11 protein-coding genes are annotated in these 17478 nt (G+C 71.5%); 6 read left to right on the top strand and 5 right to left on the bottom strand.

The window, feature by feature from the left end:
• Window positions 1-8 precede the first annotated feature (8 nt).
• Together M2157_RS32210 and M2157_RS32205 are read right to left on the bottom strand one after the other, a co-directional pair.
• Window positions 9-2081 (bottom strand): SulP family inorganic anion transporter, encoded by a 2073-nt coding sequence (locus tag M2157_RS32210; protein ID WP_280859008.1) that lies wholly within the window; start codon window positions 2079-2081, stop codon window positions 9-11.
• A 182-nt stretch (window positions 2082-2263) separates the two neighbouring features.
• A complete protein-coding gene (locus M2157_RS32205) occupies window positions 2264-2869 on the bottom strand; it encodes a carbonic anhydrase (protein WP_280857493.1) in 606 nt (201 codons plus the stop codon).
• 195 nt (window positions 2870-3064) lie between these two features.
• Between M2157_RS32205 and M2157_RS32200 the strand changes: the two genes are divergently transcribed.
• The 3 genes from M2157_RS32200 (at window position 3065) to M2157_RS32190 (ending at window position 5872) form a co-directional block, all read left to right on the top strand.
• On the top strand, window positions 3065-3769 hold the full coding sequence (locus M2157_RS32200) for a response regulator transcription factor (protein WP_280866932.1): 705 nt from the start codon (window positions 3065-3067) through the stop codon (window positions 3767-3769).
• Entirely contained in the window at window positions 3766-5265 is a 1500-nt protein-coding gene (locus tag M2157_RS32195) for a HAMP domain-containing sensor histidine kinase (RefSeq protein WP_280866931.1), read from the top strand. Before M2157_RS32200 ends, M2157_RS32195 begins: the two co-directional genes overlap by 4 nt.
• Window positions 5266-5392: 127 nt before the next feature.
• The gene (locus M2157_RS32190) at window positions 5393-5872 is read left to right on the top strand and encodes an excalibur calcium-binding domain-containing protein (RefSeq protein WP_280866930.1); all 480 of its coding nucleotides are present in this window, start codon (window positions 5393-5395) and stop codon (window positions 5870-5872) included.
• 154 nt (window positions 5873-6026) lie between these two features.
• On the opposite strand, the gene ppdK is transcribed toward M2157_RS32190, so the two are convergent.
• Entirely contained in the window at window positions 6027-8747 is a 2721-nt protein-coding gene (ppdK, locus tag M2157_RS32185; RefSeq protein WP_266523173.1) for a pyruvate, phosphate dikinase, read from the bottom strand.
• 418 nt (window positions 8748-9165) lie between these two features.
• Complete coding sequence (locus M2157_RS32180) at window positions 9166-10368, bottom strand: ROK family protein (RefSeq protein WP_280857497.1); 1203 nt, start codon at window positions 10366-10368, stop codon at window positions 9166-9168.
• Between the two features lie 120 nt (window positions 10369-10488).
• On the opposite strand from M2157_RS32180, the gene M2157_RS32175 reads away from it, so the two are divergent.
• The 3 genes from M2157_RS32175 (at window position 10489) to M2157_RS32165 (ending at window position 15779) form a co-directional block, all read left to right on the top strand.
• A complete protein-coding gene (locus M2157_RS32175; RefSeq protein ID WP_280857498.1) occupies window positions 10489-11913 on the top strand; it encodes a hypothetical protein in 1425 nt (474 codons plus the stop codon).
• Entirely contained in the window at window positions 11910-13850 is a 1941-nt protein-coding gene (locus M2157_RS32170) for a glycogen debranching N-terminal domain-containing protein (RefSeq protein ID WP_280857499.1), read from the top strand. Before M2157_RS32175 ends, M2157_RS32170 begins: the two co-directional genes overlap by 4 nt.
• A 174-nt stretch (window positions 13851-14024) precedes the next feature.
• Window positions 14025-15779, top strand: a complete 1755-nt coding sequence (locus M2157_RS32165) for a CDP-alcohol phosphatidyltransferase (RefSeq protein WP_280866929.1) — start codon at window positions 14025-14027, stop codon at window positions 15777-15779.
• A gap of 510 nt (window positions 15780-16289) precedes the next feature.
• Here the strand turns inward: M2157_RS32165 and dusB are convergent.
• On the bottom strand, window positions 16290-17447 hold the full coding sequence (gene dusB, locus M2157_RS32160) for a tRNA dihydrouridine synthase DusB (RefSeq protein WP_280866928.1): 1158 nt from the start codon (window positions 17445-17447) through the stop codon (window positions 16290-16292).
• Window positions 17448-17478: the final 31 nt, after the last annotated feature.

Here is a 17478-nt window from a genome sequence, read left to right as displayed (position 1 = left end):
GGTGGGACTCAGCCTACGAGCGGAGGGCCCGGCGCGTAATCGTCCGGCACGGGCCGCGTGTCCAGGTAGAACCATTCGACCCCGGGCCTCGGCGCACCTGGGAACACCTGGGCTGCGGAGGCGGCTGGGGTACGGAAGTCGTCGGGCGGGGTGCCCGGCGCGTCGGAAGCCTGGGCTGCGGAGAAATCGTGGGCGTCGGCGAGATCGGGCCAGGAGGTGGCGGCTCCGGCCCCGGCGGCCACCGTATCGAATGCGCCCCCCTCGCCGCCGACGGCGGTGTCGGAGACCCGGCCCCCGAAGGCCGACTCGGCGGAGGTCCCGCTTCCGAAGGCCCACTCGCCCGGTGCCCCGGCGCCGACCGTCCTCGCCCCGGCACCCGCGGACGTCACGCCGGCGCCCTCCGCCCCCGCACCCGCAGACGTCGTCCGGACACCCACCGCCCCAGGACCCGCGAACGCTGTCCCAGCCTCCACCGCCCCAGCACCCCCAGACGCCGCCCCAAGACCCGCAGACGCCGACCCGGCACCCGCAGACGTCCACCCGGCGCCCACCTCCCCAGCACCCCCAGACGCCGTCCGCACACCCGCCGCCCCGGCACCCGCAGACGCCATCCCGACGGTCCGCCCGTCGGTCGGCGAGGTCGCGGCCCCCGAGGTCGCCGAGACCACCCCCGGCCCCGGCATCAGCAGTTCCACCCGCAGCCCCCGCCCCCGCTGCTGGGCCGTGAACTCCTCCACCTGGCTGCGGCAGGCGTGGTCCAGGTGGGTCACGCCGGTGAGGTCGAGGCGGATGCGCGGCTTGCCGGAGGCGGCCGCGGACTCCAGGGCCTCGATGACCTTCGGCAGGCGGAGGAAGGTCGCGTTGCCGGCCATGACGATCTTCGCGGTGTCATCCTCGATGTGCTGCCGGATCACGGTCTGCGACATGCGCAGGGCCGCCAGCACGATGCCGGCAGCGAGCCCCACGAGCACGCCCTCCAGCAGCGCGGTCGCCACGATGACGAGCGTGGTGACGGTCATGACCACGAACTCGCCCCGGTCCTGGCGCCACATCTTCGGGAACTCCTCCGGCGCGAGCAGCTTCCACCCGCTGTGCACCAGGACCCCGGCCAGCACCGAGATCGGGATCAGCGCGAGGACCTGCGGGAGCAGCAGCGCGAAGGCCAGCAGCCACAGGCCGTGCAGGGTGCGGGAGAGCCGGGTCTTCGCGCCCGCCTGGACGTTCGCCGAACTGCGTGCGACCACGGCCGTGATCGGAAGCGCGCCGAGGATGCCGGCCACCGTGTTCCCGGCGCCCTGGGCCACCAGTTCGGTGTTGTAGCGGGTGCGCGGACCGCTGTGCATACGGTCCACAGCCGCCGCCGTGAACAGGCTCTCCGCCGAGGCGATGACCGTGAAGGTGAGAATCGACGTGATGATCGCCGCGTCGGCGAGGCCCGCGAACTGCTCTGCGCCCGGCACCTGGACGGCCGCGAGCAGGTTGCCGACCTGGAGCGTCTTCACCTCGACCCCGGGCAGCGTGGCGACCGCGATCCCGATGCCCACGGCGACCAGCGCGGCCGGGACCTTCCTGACCGGCCCCGGCGCCTTCTTCCACACGAAGCTCAGGACGACGGTGACGATGCCGAGCAGCAGCGCCGTCATCGCCTGCCGGTCGGTCAGGACGTCCGCGAGCAGCCCGGGTATCCCGGCCATGTTCTCGATCGGGGTGCCGGGCGCCTTGCCGTCGGCCATCGGATAAGCCTGGCTGAACATCAGCGGCAGCCCGATTCCGGCGAGCATGCCCTGCACGACGGCGATCGAGATGGCCTGGAACATCCGCCCGAGCCGTACGACACCGAGCACGACCTGAAGTATCCCCGAGCACAGGACGATCACCCCGAGCATGGCGACCCCGTGCTCGGCGACCGTCTCCGCGACCAGCGCGGCGAGCCCCGCGGCGGGTCCGCTGACCTGCAAGGTGCTGCCGCGGACCGCGCCGACCACGAGTCCGCCGATCACCCCGGAGATGATGCCCAGTTCGGCCGGGACACCGGAGGCGACGGCCACCCCGATGCAGAGCGGCAGGGCGACGAGGAACACGACGAGGGAGGCGGTGATCTCGGTGCCGAGGTCGGCCTTCGGGCCCTTGGGCGTCTGTGGACCCTTGGGTGCCCGCGGGCTGCTCGGCTCCTCCCGCGAGTCGGCCGGTTGCACCGAACTCCTCGGTTCCCTACGGCTTTTCGGCGCCGCCCTGTCTCCCCTCCCCCGCGCATGCGCCCCGCTCATCCGGCGTGCACCCGGAAGCGGCCGTCCTCGTCGAGCTCGTGCACCTGGCCGGTGTCGACCTCGTAGTACCAGCCGTGCAACCGCAGCCGGCCGGTGTCGAGCCGCTGCCGCACCACGGGGTAACTCCGCAGCGCCGCAAGCTGGTTGACGACATTGCGCTGGACCACGTCGGAGAGCGCGAGTTCGTCGGAGGCGCCGGTGAGCACGGGGGCCAGGGACGGGCGGGCGATCCCGAGCCAGGCGTCCACTCCCGGCAGCGCGGTCAGGTCGTCGCCGGACCGCAGCGCCCCCATCGCCCCGCAGTGTGAGTGACCGCACACGACCACGTCCTGAACCCCGAGCACCTCCAGTGCGTACTCGATGGTGGCGGCCTCACCACCGGCCGCGTGCTGTCCGTACGACGGCACGATATTGCCCGCGTTGCGCAGCTCGAATATCTCACCGGGCCGGGCGCCGGTGATGAGTGCGGGGATTACCCGTGAGTCCGAGCAGGTAATGAAGAGCGCCTCGGGATATTGGCCCTCGGCCAGCTTCCGGTATTCACCGCTCTCGAAATCGACCCGCCGCCTGAACGAACGCGCACGGTCCAGCAATGCCTTCAAGGGTGCCTCCTGAGCTGGGAGTTCGACCAGTTCGCATCACCGTAGAGGGGTGATGTACAGACGAAGGTTAAAAGCGGGCCAGAGCGCGGCCAGAAGCAGGACATTCTTTTTCCCGACTCCCGGTACGCGCCTGCTTCTTGTAGCGTGTCGGGCACAGGGCAGAGAATATGAATTCGGGTGGGAGAGATAAGACGTATGGGCCTGCGCGTGCTGCTCATCGAGGACGACGAGACGATCGCCGAACCCCTGGCCGAGGGCCTCGGGCACTTCGGCCTGACGGTCGATCACGTGACCACCGGCACCGAGGGGCTGAGAGCGCCGTACGGCGATGTCGTACTCCTGGACCTGGGGCTGCCGGACATGGACGGCATCGACGTCTGCCGGGGCATCCGTGAGGTCTCCGACGTCCCGATCGTCATCCTCAGTGCGCGCGGGGAGGAGGCCGACCGGGTGCTGGGCCTGGAGCTCGGCGCCGACGACTATCTGGCGAAGCCGTTCAGCGTAAGGGAGTTGGTGGCCCGGGTACGGGCCGTGACCCGGCGGACGCGGCGCACGCAGGGGGCCGCCGTCCCGCCTGCCGCGGCGGCGCCCGCGCCCGAACCCGGTCCGCTCGCCGTGGACCGCCGTACCCGGCAGGTCTGGGTCGGCGAGGCCCAAGTCCCGCTCACTCCCAAGGAGTTCGACCTGCTCGCGCTGCTCACCGAGGACCCGGGCGCGGTCTACTCCCGGCAGCAGATCCTGGACCGGGTCTGGGACCCGTTCTACGAAGGTCCGACGAAGACGCTGGACGTCCATGTCGCTTCGCTGCGACGGAAGTTGGGACATCCGGCCTGGATCCAGACGCTGCGCGGGGTCGGCTTCCGGCTGGCGGTGCACACCGGACCGGCCGGGCCGGCATGACGCGCCGGATCCTGCTCAGCTATCTCACTCTGGCCGCCCTGGTGCTGCTCTGCCTGGAGATCCCGCTGGGGTTCGTGTACTCACGCGGCGAGCGGGAGCGGGTGGTGGGCGCCGCGCGGGACGAGGCCGAGTCGGTCTCCGCGTACGCGGCGCTGGCACTGGAGACGGGCCGCGCGGAACGGGACCTGCCCGAGCGGGTGGTGCACTGTGCCGCGCGCATCGGCGGGAAGGTGGTCGTCGTGGACGGGGCGGGCGCGCTGCTGGCCTCCTCGCACCCGCTGTCCGGGAAGGCGTCCGCCGCCCTGGCCTCGCGACCGGGCATCGTGGCGGCGCTGCGGGGCGCGTCGACGGCGGACGTGCGCACCTCCACGATCGGCGGGGTCGAGTACCTGTCGGTCGCCGCACCCATGGGCCACGGCACTCAGGGCGCCGTGTGGCTGACGGTCCCCACCCGGATGGTGCACGAGCGCGTCCACCACGTGTGGCTGCTGCTCGCCCTCGGCGGGCTCGGTGTCCTCACGGCCGTCGTCCTGGTGGGCTTCGGCATCGCGCGCTGGACCGGCCGCCCCATCCGTGAACTGGAGCGGGCCACACACGAGTTGGCCGACGGAGGCCGCGTGACGCCGGTGGCGGTGACCAAGGGGCCGCCCGAAGTACGCAGTCTGGCCGCCGCGTTCAACCGTACGGCGGCCCGGCTCGCCCATCTTCTCGACGCTCAGCGCTCCTTCGCGGGCGAGGCCTCGCACCAGCTCAAGACGCCGCTGGCCGCGCTCCGGCTGCGGCTGGAGAACCTGGAGCCCAGCGTGTCGGCGCGCGGCCGGGGCAGCCTGACCGCGGCCGTGACGGAGACCGACCGGCTGGCCCGGATGGTGGAGGGGCTCCTCGCGATGGCCCGGCTGGAGGAACACGCGGCGACGCGGGGCCTGGTGGACGTCGGCGAGGTCTGCGCGGAGCGGCACCGCACCTGGCTGCCGCTCTACGGCCGGCAGGGTGTCTCGCTGGTCCTGTTCGCGGGCAGCGGGGGCCCGGTCCTCGCGCTCCCGGGCGCCGTGGAGCAGATCCTGGACAACCTCCTCTCCAACGCGCTGCGCGCGTCGCCGGCCGGCAGCACGGTGACCGTGGAACTCCGCCCTCACGCCCCGTCCCGCCGCGCCCTCCGCCCCGGCTGGGTGGACCTGCACGTCACCGACGAGGGCCCCGGCATGACGGCCGACCAGCGCGCCCGCGCCTTCGACCGGTTCTGGCGCGCACCGGGCGCCCCCAAGGGCGGCACCGGTCTGGGACTCGCCCTGGTCCAGCGGCTGGCCCACGCGAGCGGCGGCGAGGCGAGTCTGCACGCGGCGGCGACGGGCGGACTGGACGCGGTGGTCCGGCTGCCGTCGGCACAGGGACCGACGATGGGTCCTGGGAGGCCGGGCGGGCGGCGCAGGGAGACGCCGACGCTGCGGGTGCCGGTGGGGGACGAGCGGGAGTTCGTCGGGCGGCATCCCGTATGAAGCGACAGGGCCATTCCGGACGTAACGCCGTCTGACATGTAATGGTCACGGAATGAACACTTCACCTCCACAACCGCGACGTCGGCAATACGGTCATCCCCTCACGTAACACCTCCAGGGGGACGACATGGCCAACCCGTACAACAATCAGCCCGCGCCGCCGTGGCCGCCGACCCCGGCGCCCGCTTCCCGGCCCGCGCCCAAGTGGGCCCGGAAGCGGTACGTCCTGCCCGCCCTCGCGCTCGCGCTCTTCCTCGGCGTCGGCATAGGCAGCGGCGACCCGGACAAGACGGCGAGCGACGCGAAGCCGGCCGCCGCCAAGCCGCAGCCGACGGTGACCGTGACAGCGACGACCACGGCGACGGCGACGGCGACGGCCGAACCGGAACCGGCGGCCACGGTGACCGCCACGAAGACGGTCAAGGTCACCAGGACGGTCACGGCACAGGCCGAGGCGGACACCGGCTCCGATCCGGACCCCGGCAGCGTCTACTACGCCAACTGCTCCGAGGCCCGCGCCGCCGGCGCCGCACCCATCCACCGGGGCGAGCCGGGCTACGCCTCCCACCTGGACCGCGACAACGACGGAGTGGCCTGCGACAGCTGAGCCTCCGGCAACGGGCTCGCTACCTCAGCCGCGAACGAAAGGGCGGCACCCCCGCACAAGGGTGCCGCCCTCTCTTCGTGATCCGGAGCCGCCGCCCATCGGATGAGGGTCGGGGACGGGCGGCGGATCCGGGGTTCCGGGGCCGTCAGGGGCCCTACCGGTGGTCGCTGCCGTTCGCCGTGATCGCCGCGCGCCCCGCCTCGAGGCGGGCCACCGGGATGCGGAACGGGGAGCAGGAGACGTAGTCCAGACCCACCTCGTGGAAGAAGTGGACCGACTCCGGGTCGCCGCCGTGCTCGCCGCAGACACCGAGCTTGAGGTCGGGGCGGGTCTTGCGGCCCGCCTCGGCGGCGAGCTTCACCAGGGAGCCCACGCCGTCCTTGTCGATCGTCTCGAACGGGGAGACCCCGAAGATGCCCTTCTCCAGGTAGGCCGTGAAGAAGCTCGCCTCCACGTCGTCCCGGCTGAAGCCCCACACCGTCTGGGTGAGGTCGTTGGTGCCGAAGGAGAAGAACTCCGCGGCCTCCGCGATCTGACCGGCGGTCAGCGCGGCACGCGGGAGCTCGATCATCGTGCCGATCGACAGCTTCAGCTCCACACCCGTGGCCGCCTCGACCTCCGCGACGACCTGGTCGGCCTCCTCGCGGACGATCTCCAGCTCCTGGACCGTGCCCACCAGCGGGATCATGATCTCCGCGCGCGGGTCGCCCTTGGCGTTCTTCCGTTCGGCCGCCGCCTCCGCGATCGCGCGGACCTGCATGGTGAACAGGCCGGGGATGACCAGGCCGAGGCGCACTCCGCGCAGGCCCAGCATGGGGTTCTGCTCGTGCAACCGGTGCACGGCCTGGAGCAGCCGCAGTTCGTTCTCGTGCGGCTCCTGACGGGACTCCGCCAACGCCACGCGGACCGAGAGTTCGGTGATGTCGGGCAGGAACTCGTGCAGCGGCGGGTCCAGCAGCCGTACCGTCACCGGCAGCCCGTCCATCGCCGAGAACAGCTCCACGAAGTCCTGCTTCTGCAGCGGGAGCAGCGCCTTCAGCGACTCCTCGCGCTCGGTCTCCGTGTCGGCCAGGATCAGCCGCTCGACGAGCTCGCGGCGGTCGCCGAGGAACATGTGCTCGGTACGGCAGAGGCCGATGCCCTGGGCGCCGAAGCGCCGCGCCCGCATCGCGTCCTCGGCGTTGTCCGCGTTCGCGCGCACCCGCAGGCGCCGCTTGCGGTCCGCGAACGCCATGATCCGGTGCACGGCCTCGACCAGCTCGTCGGCGTCGTTGGCGCCCGCGTGCATCCGGCCCTCGAAGTACTCCACGACCGGCGACGGCACGACCGGGACCTCGCCCAGGTAGACCTTGCCGGACGAGCCGTCGATGGAGATCAGGTCGCCTTCCTCGACGACGTGTCCGCCCGGGACCGTCATCCGGCGCCGCTTGGTGTCGACCTCCAGCTCCTCCGCGCCGCAGACACAGGTCTTGCCCATGCCGCGCGCGACCACGGCCGCGTGGGAGGTCTTGCCGCCGCGCGAGGTCAGGATGCCCTCGGCCGCGATCATGCCGTCGAGGTCGTCGGGGTTGGTCTCACGGCGGACGAGGATGACCTTCTCGCCCGAACGCGACCACTTCACCGCGGTGTACGAGTCGAACACCGCCTTGCCGACGGCCGCGCCCGGCGAGGCCGCGATGCCCCGGCCGACCTGCGCGACCTTGGTGTTCTCGTCGAAGCGGGGGAACATCAGCTGGGCGAGCTGGGCGCCGGTGACGCGCTGGAGCGCCTCGGCCTCGTCGATCAGGCCCTGGTCCACCAGCTGGGTCGCGATCCGGAAGGCCGCGCCCGCCGTGCGCTTGCCGACCCGGGTCTGGAGCATCCACAGCTGACCGCGCTCGATGGTGAACTCGATGTCGCAGAGGTCCTTGTAGTGGTTCTCCAGCGTCTCCATGATCTGCATCAGCTGGTCGTACGACTTCTTGTCGATCTGCTCCAGCTCCGCGAGCGGGACGGTGTTGCGGATGCCCGCGACGACGTCCTCGCCCTGGGCGTTCTGGAGGTAGTCGCCGTAGACGCCCTGGTGGCCGGAGGCGGGGTCACGGGTGAACGCGACGCCGGTGCCGGAGTCCGGGCCGAGGTTGCCGAAGACCATCGAGCAGACGTTGACCGCGGTGCCCAGGTCGCCGGGGATGCGCTCCTGGCGGCGGTAGAGCTTGGCGCGGTCGGTGTTCCAGGAGTCGAAGACCGCGTGGATGGCGAGGTCCATCTGCTCGCGCGGGTCCTGCGGGAAGTCCCGGCCCGCCTCCTTCTTGACGATCTTCTTGAAGGCGGTGACGAGCTTCTTGAGGTCGGCGGCCTCCAGGTCGGTGTCGACCGTGACCTTCTTGACCTCCTTGGCCTTCTCGAGGGCCTCCTCGAAGAGGTCGCCGTCGACGCCGAGGACGGTCTTGCCGAACATCTGGATGAGCCGTCGGTAGGAGTCCCAGGCGAAACGGTCGTCGCCGGCCTGCTTGGCGAGCCCCTGGACCGACTTGTCGGAGAGACCGATGTTCAGGACCGTGTCCATCATTCCCGGCATCGAGAACTTCGCGCCGGAGCGGACCGAGACGAGCAGCGGGTCGTCGGCCTGGCCGAGCTTCTTGGCCATGCGCTGCTCCAGCGCGTCGAGGTGCGCACTCACCTCGTCACGCAGTGCCGCGGGCTCCTCGCCGCTGTCCAGGTAGACCTTGCAGGCTTCCGTCGTGATGGTGAAGCCGGGGGGAACGGGGAGTCCCAGGTTGGTCATCTCGGCGAGGTTCGCGCCCTTGCCACCCAGGAGGTCCTTGAGGTCCTTGTTTCCCTCGGTGAAGTCGTAGACGAACTTAGCTACGTGGGGTTCTTTGTTTTCCGACACGGGTCTCGACTCCCTCGAGGACGCGGTGGCTGCCCTGACGGCGAGGAACATACCCAGATCGAAGGCGTCTGGGTACGTCTACTCGGGCGTCATACGCCCGTAACCAGTCGTCCGCCAGCGGATCGAAAGTCAAAGCTTGGCAAGCGACACACGGCGGATGTTTTCACTTCTTGAACGCGGCAACCCCCACAGACCCTCCTAACCGCTCATTCGAGCGGCTATTCGCACGCCTGATTTCGATCGATGAACGATCAAGGGGTGGCACTCAGTGCCACCCCTTGGAGAAGTGCAGTCGCCCAAGATCCGCTCATCCGAGCGGCACCCTTCTCAAGGGTGGCGAGAATCACGCTGCCACAGGGCGCCGGATTTCACCATGCGGACGGGCATCCGGACGGAAACGGAGGCGGAAACACGGGCGTCATACGCCCATGGCCAGCAGCCTCTCCTCGACCCGCTCGGGCGCGTACAGATGCTCCACGACCAGTGCACCCGCCCCGATCAGCCCGGCCCGCTCCCCCAGCCGCGACGTCACGACCTCCAGCCGGGCGGTGGAGCGGGGCAGCGCCCGCTGGTACAGCAGCTCCCGGACGCCCGTGAGGAAGGGAGTGCCGGCCAGATCGCCGGCGATCATCAGGACCCCGGGGTTCAGCAGGGTCACGACGGTCGCCAGCACGTCCCCGACCTGCCGCCCCGCCTCGCGCGCGAGCGCCGCCGCCCCCGGATGCCCGGACGCGAGCAGGTCGCGCACATCCGAGCCCGAGGCCGCCGGCACCCCGGTCGCCGCCAGCCGCCGCGCCACGGCACCGCCGCTCGCGACGGCGGCGAGACAGCCGTAGGAACCGCACCGGCACAGCGCCTCCGCGCCCGCGGGGACCCGGATATGGCCGAGGTCGCCCGCGCCGCCGTCGATGCCCCGGTAGACCGAGCCGTCGACCACGACTCCGGCGCCGATGCCCGTCGAGACCTTGACCAGCACGAACGCCGAGCAGTCGGGGTGGGCCGTGCGCTGTTCGCCGTACGCCATGAGGTTGGCGTCGTTGTCGACGAGCACGGGGACCGGACCGGTCCCGGTGTGCTCGGTGAAGGCTCCGGCCAGGCGGCTCCGTATGTCGTAGCCGTCCCAGCCGGGCATGATCGGCGGCTGGATCACCCGGCCGCTCTCCAGGTCGACCGGGCCCGGCACGGCGAGCCCGATCCCGCAGACCTCCTCGGCACGGTGTCCCGCCTTCTCCAGCAGCTCGGCGAACCAGCGGCCGAGCTCGCCGAGCACGGCGTCCGGGCCGTCCTCGATCACCAGGGTGCCGCTGTGCTCCGCGAGGATCTCGCCGGTCAGGGACAGCACGCACGCGCGCGCGTGCCGGGTCTCCAGGTCGGCGGCGAGGACGACGGCATGGGCGTCGTCGAACTCCAGGGTGATGGAGGGGCGGCCGCCCAGCGGGGAGTCGACGGGGCCTCCGGCGCCCTCGCGCAGCCAGCCCGCGCGGAAGAGCCGGTCGAGGCGCTGGCCGACGGTCGCCCGGGACAGTCCGGTGGCCTGCTGGAGCGCCCCGCGCGTGACGGCTCGCCCGCTGCGGACCAGTTCGAGCAGATCTCCGGCGCCGGTCTGACTCCGTCCGGTCATGCGCACCCCCTTGTGTTTCTCAACTCTGCATTACATTCTGAGTTTTGCGTGTTAAATAGACGTAACCCTACGGTAGCCCTGACCGAACCGCTCGGTCACACGTCTTTCGGGGAGCCCCGAGTGGATCGCACTGCCCAGCTCATCACCCCTTCCGCGGCGCGCTCGATCGCATACGATCCGCCGGGTTCGTCACATTCCCTGCACGTCAGGGCGGCGAGGGTGCTGGAAGGCAACTGGACCGGCGTCTCCACCGTGCCCTCGCGCGGTCTGTACCCGCACCAGTGGTCCTGGGACTCCGCGTTCATCGCGATCGGCCTGCGCCACCTCTCCCCGCTGCGGGCCCAGACCGAGCTGGAGACGCTGTTGGCGGCCCAGTGGGGCGACGGGCGCGTCCCGCACATCGTCTTCAACCCCTCCGTACCGCTCGACGCGTACTTCCCGAGCCCCGACTTCTGGCGCTCCTCGACCGCGGGGCGCGCCGCGGGCGCCCCGCGCACCGTACAGACGTCCGGCATCGTGCAGCCACCGGTCCACGCCCTGGCGGTGTGGCTGGTCCACCGCGCCGACCCCGGTCTGTCCCGTGCGCGCGGCTTCCTCGCCCGGATGTACCCACGCCTGGCCGCCTGGCACCGCTACCTCCTGCACCGCCGCGACCTGGGCGGAGGCGGCCTCGCGTCCGTCGTGCACCCCTGGGAACAGGGTATGGACAACAGCCCCGCCTGGGACCTCCCGCTCTCCCGCGTCACCCCGGCGCCGGCACGCTCCTTCCGCCGCGCCGACCTCGACCACGGAGCCGCCGAGGACCGGCCGACGGATCTGGACTACGGACGGTACGTGCGGCTGGCGACGGACTACCGGGACGCCGGATACGCCGACGGCGGCGGAGAGTTCGCCGTCGAGGACCCCGCCTTCAACGCCCTGCTCATCGCCTCCGAACACGCCCTCGCCCGGATCGCCGAGGAGCTGGGGGCGCCCGGCACGGCCCGGCACGCGCGCGCGGAAAGGCTGACGGCGGCGCTGGTGGACCGGCTGTGGGATCCGGCGAGCGGGATGTTCCTGTGCCGGGACCTGCGAGGATCCGCCCAGGACAGGCGCGGCACCCTGATCCCCGAGCGCGGGGTCTCCGGCCTGCTCCCCCTGCTGCTCCCCGGCCTCCCGCGGGACATCGTCACGGCGGTCGTGCGGACCGCCTCCGGCCCCCACTTCGGCCTCGGCACCACCACCCGCCTCCCCCCCAGCTACGACCTCCTCGGCGAGGCCTTCGACCCGCACCGCTACTGGCGCGGCCCGGCCTGGTTCAACACCGCCTGGCTGCTGGAGCGCGGGCTGCGCACCCACGACGAGCACCGACGGGCCGACGCGCTGCGGGAGTCGGCCCTCGAGCTCGCCGGGACCACCGACTTCGCGGAGTACGTCGACCCGTACACCGGAGCGGCCTGCGGGGCGACCGGCTTCAGCTGGACCGCCGCGCTCGCGCTCGACCTGCTGCACAGCGACACCACAGTCACGGCGGACATGGGACTCAAGGGAGGGATCCGGCGATGACGGACCGGCATCATCTGCTCGTGCACGGCGGGACGTTCGCTGCCGTGGGTGACGGCGGGGACATCAGCGGCGTCCGGAGCGGCGGCAGCTCCCCGGACGGGCTTTTCGTACGCGACGCCCGGCACCTGAGCCGCTGGCAGCTCACGGTGGACGGCGCGGTACCGGAGGCGCTGTCGCCGGTGGCCGACGGCGACACCGCGCGCTGTGTCCTCGTCCCGCGCGGCGGCCGCCAGGAGCCGCCCGCCTGCACGCTCTTCCGTGAACAGGCGGTGGGGGACGGCTCGTTCGTCGAATCCCTCCGGGTCACCAGCAACCGTCCGGTGCCGACGACGGTCCGCCTCGCGGTCACCGCGGACGCCGACTTCACCGACCAGTTCGAACTCCGCTCCGACTACCGCACCTACACGAAGACCGGCGCCACCCGCCGCCGCGAGATCCTCGACGACGGCGTGGAGTTCACCTACCAACGCCGCGAATGGCGTTCCTGTACGACGGTGACGGCCGACCCCGCCCCGGACGGCATCGAGGAGACGGGCACCGGAGCCAGGCGCCTGGTCTGGACGCTGGACCTGGAGCCGCACGGCACGGCGGAGCTGACCCTGCGGGTGATGGCCCGCCCGCACGGTGACAAGCGGGCCCGGCGGGTACCGAGCTCCCCGGCCGCGCTGAACAATCAACTCCTCTCGCTGGAAGGCGAGTTCGTGGAGGGCATCGCCTTCCCGACCGGCTGGCCGGAGCTCGCCGCCGCGTGCGCCCGCGGTCTCGCCGACCTCGCCTCGCTCCAGGTCCCGGCGACCGGCCCCGACGGCGAGGAACTGCGCGTCCCGGCCGCCGGAGCCCCCTGGTTCCTGACCCTGCTGGGCCGGGACGCCCTCCTGACCTCGCTCTTCGCCCTCCCGTACCGCCCCCAGCTGGCCGCCGCGACGCTCCCCGCGCTGGCCGCGACCCAGGCGACCGAGACCGGCGCGGCCTCCGTGGCCCAGCCCGGCAAGATCGTGCACGAGGTGCGGCACGGAGAGCTGGCCCACTTCGGGCAGGTGCCGTACGGCCGCTACTACGGCTCGGTCGACGCCACCCCCCTGTTCCTCATCCTGCTCGGCGCGTACGTGGAACACACCGGGGACCTCCCGCTCGCCCGGCGCCTGGAGCCCCACGCCCGCGCGGCGATCGGCTGGATGCTCGACCACGGCGGACTCACCTCGCGCGGCTACCTCGTCTACCGCGCCGACCAGGGCGGCCTCGCCAACCAGAACTGGAAGGACTCCCCCGGCGCGATCTGCGGCGCCGACGGAGCACGGGCGAGCGGACCGGTGATGGCGGCGGGCGCCCAGGGCTACGCGTACGACGCGCTGCGCCGGACCGCCTGGGTCGCGCGCACGGTGTGGAAGGACGAGACCTACGCGGCCCTCCTCGAACAGGCCGCGGTGGATCTACGCGATCGCTTCCAGCGGGACTTCTGGATGCCGGACCGTGCCTTCCCCGCGCTCGCACTGGACGGCGAGGGCCGGCAGGTCGACGCGCTGGCCTCCGACGCCGGGCATCTGCTGTGGTCGGGGCTGCTCGACAAGGAGTACGGAGAGCTCGTGGGGCGGCGGTTGCTGGAGCGGGACTTCTTCTCCGGGTGGGGGGTGCGGACAGTGGCGGCCGGGCAGGCGGCGTACCACCCGCTCTCGTATCACCGGGGCTCGGTGTGGCCGCACGACAACGCGCTGATCACGCTGGGGCTGGCCCGGTACGGGCTGCACGACGAGGCGCGGGCGGTGGCGCACGGGCTGGTGGACGCGGCGACGGCCGCCGGGCACCGCTTGCCGGAGGTTCTGGCGGGGTACGGGCGGGAGACCCACGGGGAGCCGGTGCCGTATCCGCACGCGTGTGTGCGGGAGGCGCGGTCCGCCGCGGCGCCGCTCGCGCTGCTGACGGCGGTGGGGGGCGCGTAGTGCTCCGCGGTGAGGGCGTGTGAAAAGCCCTCACCTGACCGTTGACCACGCGTTTGCCCGGTGTTTGCCCGGATCGGTGAACTGCTGCCGGTAGCCGGACGTACGGGAATGTGGCGGATCCGAGACCCCCTGTCGGGTCCGCCTCTACCAGGACCCGTACGGAAGGACCCTCGGGTGTCCGAGACCCTTGCAGAGAGCACGTCACCCGAGGCCGAGGCGACAGGTGCGGACAGTCCGCCACCGGCCGGGAAGCCGTCCCTGCGCGCGCGTCTGATCCGCTGGCGGGACGCGCACCCCACCGCCGTACGCAACACCCGGTGGACCCTCAACGTCCTCGCCGCCCTGCTCGTCCTCGGCGCCCTGCTCCTGCCGAACAAGGTGACCAATCTGCACATGCGGGAGTTCGCGCGGATTCCGGCGGAGGCGATCATCGGTGCGGCCGTGGCGCTGGCGCTGCCGCGTCGGCCGCGGCTGGTGGTGGCCGTGGTGTCCGGGGTGGGGCTCGGAGTGATGACGATCCTGAACCTGCTCGACATGGGATTCAACGACTACCTCGGGCGGGCCTTCAATCCCGTCCTCGACTGGGAGTTGCTCGACGACGCGCAGTCCTATGTCGCGGACTCGATGGGTCAGGGTGTGGCGATCGGTGCCGCGGTCGGCATGGTCGTCCTGGTGCTTCTGCTGCTGGCCGTCATGACGCTGGCGATGGTCCGGCTGAGCAATCTGCTGGTCCTGGACCGGCAGACCGCCACCCGGGGCACCCTCGTCGCGGCCACCGTCTGGGTCACCTGCTCCGCCCTCGGTCTGCAGATCTTCGGCCCTCCGCTGGCCTCCGAACACACCGCCGCGCTCGCCACACTCCAGGCCAAGCGGGTGCTGTACACCGTGCGGGACGAGGCGGAGTTCCAGAAGGTGGCCAAGGTCGACGCCTTCGGGAACACGCCCGGCTCCCAGCTGGTGCCCGACCTGCGCGGCAAGGACATGATCTTCACCTTCATCGAGAGCTACGGCCGCAGTGCCGTCGAGGACCCGGCCATCGCGCCCGGCGTGGACAGGACCCTCGACACCAGCACCGCGGCCCTCGCGAAGGCCGGTTTCCACGCGAAGAGCGGCTGGCTGACGTCGGCGACGTACGGCGGCAGCAGCTGGCTGGGCCACTCGACGACCCTCTCCGGCCTCTGGATCGACAACCAGCAGCGCTACCGCACCGTCATGGCCAGTGACCACCTCAGCCTTACCAAGGCCTTCAAGAAGACCGGCGCCTGGGACACGGTCGGGGTGATGCCGGGCGTCCAGAAGGGCTGGCCCGAGCAGAAGTACTACGACCTCGACAAGGTCTACAACGCCTTCCAACTCGGCTACCAGGGACCCAAGTTCAGCTGGTCGACGATGCCCGACCAGTACGCCCTGGAGGCCTACCAGCGCCAGGTACACGGCAAGAAGCGCGACAAGCCGCTGATGTCCGAGATCATCCTGACCTCCAGCCACCAGCCCTGGGCGCCCATCCCGAAGATGGTCGACTGGAACGACCTCGGCGACGGCTCGATCTTCAAGGGCATCCAGAAGGCCGGCAACAAACCGTCCGAGATCATCGCCGACTCCACCCGCTCCAAGCAGGAGTACGGCAAGTCCATCTCGTACTCGGTCACTGCGCTGACCCAGTGGCTGGAGCGCTACGGCAGCGACGACACGGTCCTCGTCTTCCTCGGCGACCACCAGCCGATCGCCCGGGTCAGCGGGGAGAACGCCAGCCGTGACGTGCCGATCTCGATCGTCGCCAAGGACCCGAAGGTTCTCGACAAGATCGCGTCCTGGAACTGGACGGACGGCCTGAAGCCGGCGCGCAACGCCCCGGTCTGGAAGATGAGCTCCTTCCGAGACCGCTTCCTGACGGCGTACGGCTCGACTCCGCACCCGTCAAAGGGGTGACGCTGCGCTGGCTTGGGCGGGGCGCCTAGGGGGGTGCCGGGTCGGGTTGTCGGGCGGGTGCGGGTGAGTGGGGGCTGGTCGCGCAGTTCCCCGCGCCCCTGGGGAGTTGCGGTCACCCGCGGCACGACGGACCGATCACCACCTCACGCGCCACGACGGACCGTTAGCCACCTCACGCGCCCCGACGGACCGTTCGCCGCACCGCGCACCCCGACGGACCGCTCGCCACACCGCGCGCCCCGACGGGCCGGTAGCCGCGTACGGCGCGCAGGGGACGGGGTGGGGGGTGTCCGCCCGCAGCGGCCGGCGTCCGATACCGGGCACCACTCAAGGGACCGAGCCGCCGGACCGAGGACGGATACCCCCCACCCCGGCCCCGACCCACCCACCGAACCGCACGCGCTACACCCGCCCCCACCGAAGCCGAAACGGGCCGCCGCAGGCATCCAGGGGCGCGGGGAACTGCGCACAACGCCCGCCCCCACCGAACCCGAACCCGCACACGACCGGTCAACCCCCCGACGTGTCCAGCTCCGCGTCCTCTCCGACCCCCGCCCCACAGTCGTACGGGTCCTTCAGCCAGCCGTCCGGGAGGACCACCCGGTTATTGCCGGACGTGCGGCCACGCGGTCCGTCGGCGCCCGTCGGCCAGGGCTGGTCCAGGTCCAGCTCGTCCAGCCCGGACCGGAGTTCCGCCAACGACGACGTGATCGCGAGCCGCTTGCGCATCTCGCTGCCGACCGCGAAGCCCTTGAGGTACCAGGCCACGTGCTTACGGAAGTCGATGACACCGCGAGACTCGTCACCGATCCACTCGCCGAGGAGCGTGGCGTGGCGGACCATGACATCCGCCACCTCGCGCAACGAAGGCCGCGCGATGGCCTCCGTACGCCCCTCGAACGCCGCCACCAGGTCCGCGAACAGCCACGGCCGCCCCAGACACCCCCGCCCGACGACCACCCCGTCGCAGCCGGTGGACGCCACCATCCGCAACGCGTCCGACGCCGACCAGATGTCCCCGTTGCCGAGCACGGGAATCTCCGGAACGTGTTCCTTCAGACGGGCGATCGCGTCCCAGTCCGCCGTGCCGCCGTAGTGCTGGGCGGCGGTACGACCGTGCAGCGCGATGGAGGTGACCCCCTCCTCGACCGCGATCCGCCCGGCGTCCAGATACGTCATGTGGTCGTCGTCGATGCCCTTGCGCATCTTCATCGTGACCGGCAGATCCCCCGCCCCGCTCACCGCCTCACGCAGGATCGCCCGGAGCAGAGGACGCTTGTACGGCAGCGCGGACCCGCCGCCCTTCCGCGTCACCTTCGGCACCGGGCACCCGAAGTTCAGGTCGATGTGGTCGGCGAGATCCTCCTCCGCGATCATGCGGACGGCCTTGCCGACGGTGGCCGGGTCGACGCCGTACAGCTGGATCGAACGAGGCTTCTCGCTCTCGTCGAAGTGGATCAGCTGCATGGTCTTCTCGTTGCGCTCGACGAGCGCCCGGGTCGTGATCATCTCGCTGACGAACAGCCCCTTGCCCCCGCTGAACTCCCTGCACAGGGTGCGGAAGGGCGCGTTGGTGATCCCGGCCATCGGAGCCAGGACGACAGGCGGCTGCACGGTGTGCGGACCGATCCGCAGGGGCGTGTTCTCGGTGAGCGCGGTCGTGGACATTCCCCCATTGTCACGCACGGCCCGGGGTGCC

The organism is Streptomyces sp. SAI-127 (assembly GCF_029894425.1).
Taxonomy (GTDB): Bacteria; Actinomycetota; Actinomycetes; order Streptomycetales; family Streptomycetaceae; genus Streptomyces.
Note: the sequence above shows the minus strand (reverse complement) of the source record. Positions and strands in the feature narration are given on the sequence as shown.